An 11,035-nucleotide genomic window follows, 5' to 3' on the forward strand; every position below is an offset into this window, starting at 1 on the left:
GAAGCCGGTTTAGCACTAAGTGCTACGGAATGTTAGAAAAGGGAGAGGGTAGTAAACAACGGTATTGTTTACTACCCTCTCCCTTTTCTCCTTCTCAAAACATTTATGGTGCGTTAGGGTGTTTTAATTTGAGCACCGTAACTGAATGCGGTCTCGTTCAAGATCATGACCAATATATACACACCTCAGCAACAACGGATTTTGCTCATTGCCAGCCTGATCATCATTGCAGGTTTCATTCTGTTCGGGTTGCGCGGATATACAACGGCTTTTTTGGGGGCAGGTGTTCTCTACGTCGTTTTTCGTCCCTGGTTTACGGCTCTGGCAATCAAGCGCAACTGGAATCGTTCGCTTGTTACGTCGCTTCTGATTGTCTTCGCACTGGTTGTCATTATCATGCCTTTTCTGACACTGAGCCTGCTGCTCATTGACCGAATTCAGTACTATAGTCAGCACACCGAAGACATTCTGAAATTAGTGAAACAAGCCGAGGATCTGACCGGCTATAAAATTACCAGTCAGCAAAACATCCAGACTATTCTTCGCCAGGGTGGTACGTACGCTAGTCAGCTATTGCCCTCACTGGCGGGCGGGGCACTTGACTTTATTGTGATTATCGGTCTGATGTTCTTTACGCTGTATTTCATGTTTGTGCAGCAGGAATCTTTTCAGAAAGGCCTTCAAAAGTATTTGCCGTTTAAAAAAGATACGCAAAAAGAACTCAGCGAGTCACTTAAGAATAATGTGAATGCCAACGTATTGGGTCAGGCGTTAGTCAGTCTTGTGCAGGGTGTTCTAACTGGTATAACACTTTGGATTTTTGGCGTACCCGATTCTCCCTTCTGGGGTGTTGTTGCTTTCTTCCTGGCTTTTATTCCAGTATTAGGTACGCCTTTGGTCTGGGGGCCTGCCGGATTGATTCAGCTCTCGCAGGGAAACACCACTCAAGGTGTAGGTATTCTGCTGGTCGGCGTAATCGTCATCATCAATATTGATAACCTGCTACGTATTATGCTGGCCAAACGCATGGGTGATATTCATCCGCTTGTTACGCTGGCAGGTATCGTATTGGGCGTGCCCATTTTCGGGATTATCGGTTTAGTAATCGGTCCTCTCCTACTCTCTTACTTCATTGTGCTTATTCACGTATTTGAGCGGGAAAACAGGAAGCAGGAAAAAGAAGTGGCTGCGGCTGAAGAACGAGTCGAAAAAGCCGCCGAACGTTCTACGTAACTACCAATTATACCCTGGTCGTTACGTGCTGCAGCAGGAAGCTGTAACCCGTAACGATCAATTTTCTCAACGTAAAATCAAAGTGTTATGCAACAAGACGAAAATTTAGATAATGTCCGTTTAGACATTGAAGCCGTGGGATTTACCTTAAGTGATGACCTTCAGGCATCGGTATTAGACGCCCTTATCAAGCTACGACGTTTCTATAAAGGTGATGTCATTACAGCCGACGTTTACCTGAAAGTAGAACCCAACCAACGTACTAATAATCGACACGTGGGTATCAAATACGGCGTACCCGGCAACGATGTGTTTGCCGACGATTCTGGTGACGACTGGTACGTGCTGATCAACAACGTAGTGACTAAGCTACAGCGGCAGTTGGAAAAACGCTTCGGCAACCACACCAACGCCAACCGAGCCAATATTGACGAAATCGACCCCGCCAGTTTAGCTTGACTTAGATTAGCATAAACCAAATCGCCCGACCTTCACAGAGAAGGTCGGGCGATTTGGTTTTAAGTCGACATATCATTATGTATGACCTAATGTCTTGAGATACCCGCTTCATCGCTATTTAAAAGCTACCAATACAGGATGTATTGTTTCGATGGGCAGAACTGTGCTCCTTTTAAACACAACTCCCGGCCATGTCAACCACAGCCGGGAGCGTAAAACTCTCAATTTTTCAGTCTATTATGATCCGCACATCTCGCAACCTTCTGGATCGTCGAGTGAGCAGGTCATGGCAGCGTATTGCTGTTCGAGGTCTGTTGATACCATTGGCACAGGTGCTGGCGTAGCATTGGTTGCGTGTTCTTTGGCGTACTGTGCGTAGTCGAGTGGTTTCTCAACGGGCGCGGTTTCGGCCATGGCTGGTTCCAGTTGCGGTTCGGCCTGTGGTTGTACAACCGTAAACTTCACAGCGTCGGCAGCAGCTTTCGTACGGAGGTAATACATACCCGTTTTCAAGCCTGCTTTCCATGCGTAGAAGTGCATCGATGTCAGTTTACCGAAGTTCGAATCTTGGATGTGAATGTTCAGCGACTGCGACTGACAGATGTAAGCGCCCCGATCGGCGGCCATATCGATGATATGCTTCTGCTTAATCTCCCAAACCGTTTTGTAAAGGTCCTTGATGTTCTGTGGAATATTCGGAATCTGCTGAACCGAACCGTTTGCCAGAATCAGGTTATTCTTCATGGCATCGTTCCACAGTCCCAGTTTTACGAGGTCTCTGAGCAGATGCTTGTTTACATCGACGAATTCGCCCGACAATACACGACGGGTGTAAATGTTGCTCGTGTAGGGTTCGAAGCACTCGTTGTTGCCCAGAATTTGTGAGGTCGAAGCGGTAGGCATTGGTGCCAGCAGCAACGAGTTCCGAACGCCGTGCTCTACTACGTCCTTCCGCAGCATTTCCCAATCCCAACGATTCGATTTTGGCGTTACCCCCCACATATCAAACTGGAATTGTCCCTGCGAAATTGGTGAGCCTTTCCAGGTTTCGTATGGCCCCTGTTCTTGGGCCAGCTCCATCGAAGCCGTCATAGAACCAAAGTAAATCGTCTCGAAAATGTCTTCGTTCAAACGACGTGCTTCATCCGATTCAAACGGCATACGTAGCATGATGAAGGCATCGGCAAGCCCCTGTACGCCAAGACCTATTGGCCGGTGGCGCATATTCGAACGACGCGCTTCTTCAACTGGGTAGTAGTTCAGATCAATGATTTTGTTCAGGTTACGGGTTGCTACTTTCGTAATCTCGAACAATTTCTGATGATCGAAACGCATAATACCATCGATACCGCGTGTGATAAACTTCGGCAATGCAATCGAGGCAAGGTTACAAACCGCTACTTCATCGGCAGCCGTATACTCAATAATTTCCGTGCAGAGGTTCGACGACTTTATCGTCCCCAGATTTTTCTGGTTCGACTTTTTGTTGGCTGCATCTTTATAGAGCATGTATGGCGTACCCGTTTCGGTTTGTGATTCCAGAATCTTGTACCACAATTCCTGCGCCTTCACCGTTTGACGGGCACGACCTTCACGCTCGTAACGCTCATATAAAGCTTCAAATTCGTCACCGTAACAATCAGCCAAACCGGGGCACTCGTGGGGACAGAATAACGACCAAACGTCGTTTGCCTCAACGCGCTTCATGAAGAGATCAGGCGTCCAGAGTGCGTAGAATAAATCGCGGGCGCGGCCTTCTTCTTTGCCGGAATTCTTTTTCAGGTCCAGAAAATCAAAGATATCGGCGTGCCAGGGTTCCAGATAAATGGCAAACGACCCCTTCCGCTTACCACCGCCCTGATCGACGTAGCGAGCCGTATCGTTGAAGACACGTAGCATCGGCACGATCCCGTTCGACGTGCCATTCGTACCTTTGATGTACGTACCGGTTGCCCGAACATTGTGGATACTTAGACCAATTCCACCGGCCGACTGCGAAATTTTAGCTGTTTGCTTCAACGTATCGTAAATTCCTTCGATGGAATCGTCTTTCATCGTCAGCAGGAAGCAACTCGACATTTGTGGCTTCGGCGTCCCCGCGTTGAACAACGTTGGTGTAGCATGCGTAAACCACTTCTCCGACAGCAGATTGTAGGTTTCGATGGCTGCGTCGATATCGTCCATGTGTATTCCGACAGCTACACGCATGAGCATGTGCTGCGGGCGTTCGGCAATACGTCCGTCGGTCTTGAGCAGATACGATTTTTCGAGCGTTTTGTAACCAAAATAGTCGTAGCCATAATCCCGATCGTAGATAATAGTCGAATCCAGCAGAGCGGCATGCTGGCGTACCACATCATATACTTCTCTGGAAATCAGGGATGCATTTTCGCCGGTTTTGGGATCTTCGTAGTGATAAAGCTTCTTGATCGTTCCTGAGAACGATTTGTTTGTTTCCTTATGCAGGTTCGAGATGGCAATCCGGGCGGCCAGAATAGCGTAATCTGGGTGTTTGGTGGTCATCGAAGCAGCCGTTTCAGCCGCCAGGTTGTCCAGTTCTGTAGTTTTGACACCGTCATACAGACCATTGACAACCTTCATCGCGACCTCTACAGGTTGCACATAAGCAGGGTCGAGGCCGTAGCACAATTTCTCGATTCGAGCGGTGATTTTGTCGAATTTGACGGATTCCCGGCGGCCATCACGTTTGATTACGTACATGAGTTTTGGGCTGGTGATTATATATGGAAAAATGATTAATTCAGATGAAACCAAGCGTTAAAGTTGTCTCGTTTTTGACGCAAAAACAACCCGAATAGTTCGGAGCTTTTGGTCGATCCTTGAAACGTCCAACTCTACCAGAAAGGTTAATAAATTGTTAAGTCGTCAGTCTTAGCGCTTTAACAATATCCTATTGGAGAGATAGTCTAAGAAATTAAAAAAAGAGATTTTTATTAATGGGGAGCGGGGATGAACCTCGCCAGATATCGTTCCTCGGAGGAAACGATTGGTCTGGAAAAGTAGGCATAAACTCAGACAGTGGCAAGCCTTTGTTAACTGAATATTAGGCAACGGCATTGAATTTTCTGTTTACCTGGAAAGCCTGAAAAGAACTAACAAAAAGATTGGTCAATCGCTGAAAAGACTGTACCTTTGCAGTCCTTTTCGGTCGGAAACCGAGAAGATGACAAGAAACTGAGATTTATCATGAAAAAGGGCATTCACCCGGACTACCGCGATGTGGTATTCCACGACCTGTCGAGCGATTATAAATTCCTGACGCGCTCAACGGTTCAAACCAGAGACACTATCGAGTTCGAGGGCCAGACCTACCCACTCGTAAAAATTGAAGTAAGCTCGCAATCGCACCCATTCTACACGGGCAAAAACGTATTGCTTGATACCGCCGGCCGTGTGGACAAGTTCCGCAAGCGTTACGGTACGAAGTAAGCCTGGCTAACGTTCATAAAAAAACACCCGATGGCACATCGGGTGTTTTTTTATGAACGTACTGCACTTAAAACCCTTCGTTTTGCTTGAGTTCGCGGTTGTTATCGATTTCGCGTTTGGGAATCGGCAGCAGGAGATTTTTAGCCGTAAACGTCTTGTTGTAAACGGTTTTATGCCCTACAAAATCATCCCAGGCTTTGGTCAGGTCGTTACGTACCTTGCGGGTACGTATCATATCGAACCACATCCGGCCTTCAAAACATAGTTCAAAGTAGCGCTCCGCCCAGACGGCTTTTTCGAAGTCATCGACAGCAGTTGCCGTTACGGGAGCCAGCGCAGCCCGTGCCCGAACATCATTCAGCGCTTTCAGCGCCTGCGCGTTGGGTTTGCCCTCAGCACGGTTAGCAGCTTCGGCATACATGAGCAGTACATCGGCATACCGATAAATCGTGTAATTGATATTCGCTTTGGCATCGGTATCAATCGCCGTTTTATCAAAGTACTTGTAGATGTAGTAGCCCCCCAGATCCAGCCTTTCCCGGCGAGGGTCGTTAAGCGGATAGTCAGATGGATGACCTTTGTAGAAGGTGTAGAAAAACTGCTTTTCCTGCGCTCGCTTGTCGCCTTTCTCATAGCTTTCTACAAACTCTTTCCGCGGAGTCAGTCCACCGTATTCATCAGAATATGCGGCAATACCACGCAAGGTCGGCAACGTAACAGGGGTCATACCGTTGTTACGAATGTCTTTCTCGTGCTGTACCTGCAGAATGAACTCTTTCTGATTTCGATTGGCCGGATTGATCATGTCCGTATACTCCGGAAACAGCGAATACGTACCGTTATCAATTACTTCTTTGGAGCGTTTCGCCGATTCTGCATAAGCCGTGGCGCCTGCCCTTACCGGAAAACCAGCATACGTCAGATAAACATCAGCCAGCAAGGTTTTGACGGCACCCATTGATGCCCGTCCGGCTAGGTCACGCCAGGGCAAGGTCGATTTTTCGGCTTCCAGCAAATCCGGGATAATGATCGAATCATAGATTTCCTTAACTGGCGAACGTGGCGTTTGTACGGCTCCCAGATCGCTGATCAACGTAGTGATTTTCGGTACGTCGCCATACATACGAACCAGTTGAAAATAGTACAGTGCCCGCATGAATTTCGCTTCGGCAATCATGTTCGTTTTTGTAGCGGCTGGCAACGTAGCAATTTCCCCGATTTTCTGGATGGCCAGATTTGCGCGGGCAATCCCGGAGTACAGACCGGACCACCAGTTGTCGATATAAAACGCGCGGGCGTCGTACTCCAGATTGTAAAATTTGAACGCTTCCGTTTGCGAATTGCCATCGGCCTTGCCCGTCATGAACTCCAGCACCGACGCATTATTACCACCCCATCCACCGCCACCGTTGTTCCAGGTGGTGATGTTCGAATAGGCTCCGTCGACAAAAGCCCGGGCGATCTCCGGACTTGATACGTTCGATGACGTTGTTAACTGACCCGTTGGTTTTTCGGTCAGGAAATCATCGCAACTGCTGAGCGATAACAGCCCCCAGGCCGACAGCAAACAAGTTATGTATCGTTTCATAGCAATAATCGTTTGTCAGAGATGGGTTAGAAAGACAGGTTTAAGCCAAGGTTGAATGTGCGAGGACGTGGATACTGGAAAAATTCCATGTTCTGCGTCAATGGACCACCAAAACCCGTTAGCGTTTCTGGATCATAACCGGAGTATTTCGACACCAGGAAGAAGTTTTGCGCGCTGGCATAAACCCGAAGGCGCTGAAAATCCAGTTTACCAATTTTATTAGGCAGCGTGTAGCCCAATACCAGGTTTTGTCCCCGGATAAACGACCCATCTTCCAGCCACCAGTCGTCCATGGCTGTATCATAACCGGCATTGTAATGCCGTATCTCAGCAATCATCGAGTTCTGATTTTCGGGAGTCCAGGCACCCAGAACGGTACGTGAGCTGCTGGCGATAGCCTGGCGGTCTTCTACCGAGTGTTTTGTAGCGTTCAACGTATTGACACCCATTACGAACCGGATATCGAACGACAGATCGAACTTGCCGAACTGGAACGTATTGCCCACGTTCAGATTCCACTTCGGATACATCCGCCCGATGATCGTTTCGTCGGAACCGTCGATCTTGCCGTCGTTGTTCAGATCCGCCCATTTGATATCGCCCGGCAATCGGTTGAATTTGGCCGCCAGATCAGCCTCCGACGTACTGAACGTACCTAAACGCTTACGTCCCCAGAAGGTACCGATAGATTCGCCAACGCGCAGAATATTGGTTTGCCCTAAAAACCAGGGGCCGGGAAAAATATCGTCGTTGTTCGTCCCGAGCCTCAGAATCGTGTTCTTATTGGTCGAGAAAGCAACATTCGTTGACCAGCTAAACTTATCGGTACTGATGTTCCGTGAATTGATACCGACTTCAAACCCTTTGTTTTCAACCGAACCGATATTCTGCGTAACTACGCTCAAGCCCGTCGACCAGGGAATGGGCGCATCCAGCAGCAAATCTTTCGTAATCTTGTGGTAATAGTCAAGGGTCAAATCCAGCCGGTTATTCCATAGACCAATGTCGGCGCCAATGTCCAGCTGATTCGTGAATTCCCAGCGCAGATCGGGATTCCCGAACGACCCGCGCCAGATCCCCGTCTGGCGTTTTCCATCCAGCAAAACCGTACCTGTGCTCAGGAACTGCTGCGACCGATACTGCCCAATTTCCTGGTTACCCGTTTTGCCGTAGCTGGCCCGCAGTTTCAGATTGGTGATAACCGGATTCGTTTTCAGAAACTCCTCCTGACTGACGTTCCAGGCAACAGCCGCCGATGGGAAAAACGCAAATTTGTTGTTTATCCCAAATTTCGATGCGCCATCATAGCGTCCCGTAAACGTTACCAGATATTTGTCTTTGTAGCTATAGTTCAACCGACCGAAATAGGAATTCAACGACCATTCCTGATCTTCTGATGAGGGAGTCCGCAACGTAGTGCCTACACCCAGATTGTGCCATCCCCAGAAATCGTCGATGAAATTCTCGGCCGCTGCGAAGTATCGTTCCCAGTTCCGCTTCTGCCACGACAGCCCCAGCAGCGCCGAAACCGTATGGTTGGTAGCGAAGGTTTTGTTGTAGTTCAGGTAGTTTTCAAACTGCCAGTAATATTCCTGATTGCTCCAGATATCGGCAACGCCCTTCTGGTCAGCCGATAATGCGTTCAGATCACGACCGGAGTAGTAATTATTCTTCTCGAACTTCAACTCGTAGCTAAAATTGGTACGTAGTGTCAGAGCAGGGTTAAATGTCAGAACGGAGTAGATCTGTCCCAGCATCTGATTTTTTGGATTAAATCGCTGCCGTTGTTCGGTGATACGTACCGGATTTTCTCCGCCTTCCATGCCCGGCCAGTCTTTGTTACGTCCCCAGCTTCCGTCCGGATAATTAATGGGCAGAATTGGCAGCGCTTCCATTACCATACGTGGTACGTTCAAGCCGCCCGAGCCATCATCAACTTCACGCTGCACCGTCCGGTTCAGGAACAAACTTCCACCCAGCTTTAACCATTTCTTTACATCACTATCGAGGGTGAACTTGGCAGCGTACCGTTTGAACCAGGAATTGCGCATCAAACCGCCCTGATCGGTATAGCCCAGCGAGAGACTGTACGACGTTTTTTCAGTTCCGCCCCGTACGCCCAGTTCATGATTCTGCGCAAAAGCGGGCTTATAAATCTCTCGTTCCCAGTCGGTGTTGTACAACGGCTTCCCACTGGCGTCGAATAGGTTCGGGAAGTCTTTCGGCAGGTTTCGAATGTATTTGCCATCCTTAAAGCCCTGCGGATCATGCTTTTCTGCATTATCGAAGGCTTTGTTGTACACGTTCATGAACTCATCAGCGCTCAGAAGACCGAGATATTTGGCGGGTGTGATGTAGGAGCCCCACGTATCGTACGACACCTGCGTCTGGCCTGACTTGCCGCGCTTGGTAGTGATAATAATAACGCCGTTTGCCCCACGCGCTCCGTAGATAGCCGTTGCCGAAGCATCTTTCAGCACTTCCAGCGATTCAATATCATTAGGATTCAGCAAGTTCGCGTTCGTTACACCGATAATACCATCCACAACATAGAGCGGGTCAAGGCTCGAATTAATAGACCCTACGCCCCGGATACGAACGCGCGGCTGATAACCGGGAGCCGATGAATTGACACCGACATCAACGCCGGGAATTCGTCCCTGTAGCGCCTGCGCTACGTTAGCCGCCTGCCGGTCAAGCAGCTTTTCGCCTTTAATAGCCGCTACAGAACCCGTCAGGTCACTTTTACGTACCGTACCATAGCCAATCACAACCACTTCATCAAGATTTCGATTGTCGGACTGCATTGTTACGTCGACAACCTCCCGATTGCCGATTGCGACCTCCTGAGCCACATAGCCGATTGAACTGAAAACAAGGGTACTTGTGGCCGTTTGTACCTCTACCTGATAGGCCCCGCTCGCATCTGTCGTTGATCCACGGCTGGTTCCTTTTTCAACCACATTGACACCGGGTAAGCCAGTACCGGCCGCATCTCTGACTACCCCACGCACCCGAAAGGCCTTGGGATTGTCCGTTGCATAGCCATCCATACTGATGACGAACCCTATAATGAGAAATAGCCATAACCGCTTGGTAATAACGGTTATAAAGAATGATAAAGCATTTTCCATGGGTTTTTAGAAAATTAGTTTAGGAGTTAACACTCGTACATAACCCACTCCTGAAGGAGTTTTGCGAAGCAGAGGCAGTCAGGGCCACCCGGTTGGATAAAGCCAGAAAAGGGAACAGGTCTAGGTCTTCATTCGAGAAAAAGTTGAGTATATATTGAACCTGACAGTAGTAATCTGTCAGATTAAAAAGGCGTTAACAGGGGCTTCTATACTTACAAAAGCGCTATAAATTGTTACTATAAAAAGTATATATTACATATAATCAAGATTTAGTCTACAGATCAGCAGTAACCTAAATCATTATGTTTGTGTTACACAATCTACTTAGCTGCTCCTCTGCATAAGCGCAGCAGCAATGAACAATTGAAGCATAACGTTCTGATTTCACGTAATTAGCGTCACATGAAGAAAATCTTGATTATTGAAGACGACCGACGCATTGCTCAAAACATCAGCCGGGGACTTCAGGAAGAAGGTTACACCACGGAAGTTGTTTATGAAGGGCTCAACGGACGTCAAATGGCCTTACAGACAGATGTCGACCTGTTGATTCTGGATATCAATCTGCCGGGTTTGAGCGGATTCGAAGTATGCCGCAGTGTACGGGCTGAAAAGCCGCAGCTTCCAATTATTTTGCTCACAGCGCTGGGCGAAATTGAAGACAAAGTAGAAGGTCTTTCGCTTGGTGCCGACGACTATCTGGTTAAACCGTTCGATTTCCGGGAGTTGGTAGCTCGGGTGGCTACGTGCTTCCGACGCGTGGCCCGAACCGTAGACCGGCCGATTACTGAAGAAATATTGCAGGTAGCTAATCTAACCGTCAACGTAACAGCAAAAGATGTTAGGCGGGATAACGTACCCATCGATTTAACAGCCCGCGAATTTGCCCTCCTGGAGTACCTGATGCGAAATCGAGGGCGGGTACTTTCTAAAATTGACCTGGCCGAAACGGTCTGGAACCTGAATTTCGATCCGGGAACCAACGTAGTGGAAGTGTACGTCAATTACCTTCGAAAAAAAATCGATCGCGATTTTGAACCGAAATTAATTCACACGCGCCCTGGTATGGGGTATGTGTTGAAAGAGGATTAGTTGGCATGGGGTTCGGGGGCGAGGGGGTAATTGTATATGAAGGTTTTAACACATGCCCCAAACCCCAACCCCCCCCCCC

Annotated in this window: 7 protein-coding genes; 4 read left to right on the forward strand and 3 right to left on the reverse strand. The window is 48.4% G+C overall.

Features of this window, described 5'->3' with window-relative positions; translation table 11 throughout:
• Nucleotides 1-165: 165 nt before the first annotated feature.
• Together ACOJS8_RS03820 and ACOJS8_RS03825 are read left to right on the forward strand one after the other, a co-directional pair.
• Nucleotides 166-1,233, forward strand: coding sequence for an AI-2E family transporter (locus ACOJS8_RS03820; RefSeq protein ID WP_420147203.1), 1,068 nt, complete (start codon nucleotides 166-168; stop codon nucleotides 1,231-1,233).
• A gap of 87 nt (nucleotides 1,234-1,320) precedes the next feature.
• Entirely contained in the window at nucleotides 1,321-1,692 is a 372-nt protein-coding gene (locus ACOJS8_RS03825; protein WP_420147204.1) for an HPF/RaiA family ribosome-associated protein, read from the forward strand.
• 237 nt (nucleotides 1,693-1,929) lie between these two features.
• On the opposite strand, the gene ACOJS8_RS03830 is transcribed toward ACOJS8_RS03825, so the two are convergent.
• On the reverse strand, nucleotides 1,930-4,413 hold the full coding sequence (locus ACOJS8_RS03830) for a ribonucleoside-diphosphate reductase subunit alpha (protein ID WP_420147205.1): 2,484 nt from the start codon (nucleotides 4,411-4,413) through the stop codon (nucleotides 1,930-1,932).
• A gap of 486 nt (nucleotides 4,414-4,899) precedes the next feature.
• On the opposite strand from ACOJS8_RS03830, the gene ACOJS8_RS03835 reads away from it, so the two are divergent.
• The gene (locus ACOJS8_RS03835) at nucleotides 4,900-5,142 is read left to right on the forward strand and encodes a type B 50S ribosomal protein L31 (RefSeq protein WP_420147206.1); all 243 of its coding nucleotides are present in this window, start codon (nucleotides 4,900-4,902) and stop codon (nucleotides 5,140-5,142) included.
• A gap of 67 nt (nucleotides 5,143-5,209) precedes the next feature.
• On the opposite strand, the gene ACOJS8_RS03840 is transcribed toward ACOJS8_RS03835, so the two are convergent.
• Both ACOJS8_RS03840 and ACOJS8_RS03845 read right to left on the reverse strand, forming a co-directional pair.
• Nucleotides 5,210-6,730 carry a RagB/SusD family nutrient uptake outer membrane protein gene (locus ACOJS8_RS03840; RefSeq protein ID WP_420147207.1) on the reverse strand — a complete coding sequence of 507 codons (1,521 nt, stop codon included), beginning with the start codon at nucleotides 6,728-6,730 and terminating at the stop codon, nucleotides 5,210-5,212.
• 26 nt (nucleotides 6,731-6,756) lie between these two features.
• Nucleotides 6,757-9,864 (reverse strand): SusC/RagA family TonB-linked outer membrane protein, encoded by a 3,108-nt coding sequence (locus ACOJS8_RS03845; protein WP_420147208.1) that lies wholly within the window; start codon nucleotides 9,862-9,864, stop codon nucleotides 6,757-6,759.
• A gap of 402 nt (nucleotides 9,865-10,266) precedes the next feature.
• On the opposite strand from ACOJS8_RS03845, the gene ACOJS8_RS03850 reads away from it, so the two are divergent.
• Nucleotides 10,267-10,956, forward strand: coding sequence for a response regulator (locus ACOJS8_RS03850; RefSeq protein WP_420147209.1), 690 nt, complete (start codon nucleotides 10,267-10,269; stop codon nucleotides 10,954-10,956).
• Nucleotides 10,957-11,035 lie beyond the last annotated feature (79 nt).

Origin of the sequence: Spirosoma sp., assembly GCF_048594605.1 — a bacterium.
GTDB lineage: Bacteria > Bacteroidota > Bacteroidia > Cytophagales > Spirosomataceae > Spirosoma.

What these genes read in the sequence shown, in the direction of transcription:
- ACOJS8_RS03820 (WP_420147203.1), top strand. Translation starts at nt 166, where the DNA reads ATGACCAATATATACACACCTCAGCAACAACGGATTTTGCTCATTGCC.
- ACOJS8_RS03825 (WP_420147204.1), top strand. Translation starts at nt 1,321, where the DNA reads ATGCAACAAGACGAAAATTTAGATAATGTCCGTTTAGACATTGAAGCC.
- ACOJS8_RS03830 (WP_420147205.1), bottom strand. Translation starts at nt 4,413, where the DNA reads ATGTACGTAATCAAACGTGATGGCCGCCGGGAATCCGTCAAATTCGAC.
- ACOJS8_RS03835 (WP_420147206.1), top strand. Translation starts at nt 4,900, where the DNA reads ATGAAAAAGGGCATTCACCCGGACTACCGCGATGTGGTATTCCACGAC.
- ACOJS8_RS03840 (WP_420147207.1), bottom strand. Translation starts at nt 6,730, where the DNA reads ATGAAACGATACATAACTTGTTTGCTGTCGGCCTGGGGGCTGTTATCG.
- ACOJS8_RS03845 (WP_420147208.1), bottom strand. Translation starts at nt 9,864, where the DNA reads ATGGAAAATGCTTTATCATTCTTTATAACCGTTATTACCAAGCGGTTA.
- ACOJS8_RS03850 (WP_420147209.1), top strand. Translation starts at nt 10,267, where the DNA reads ATGAAGAAAATCTTGATTATTGAAGACGACCGACGCATTGCTCAAAAC.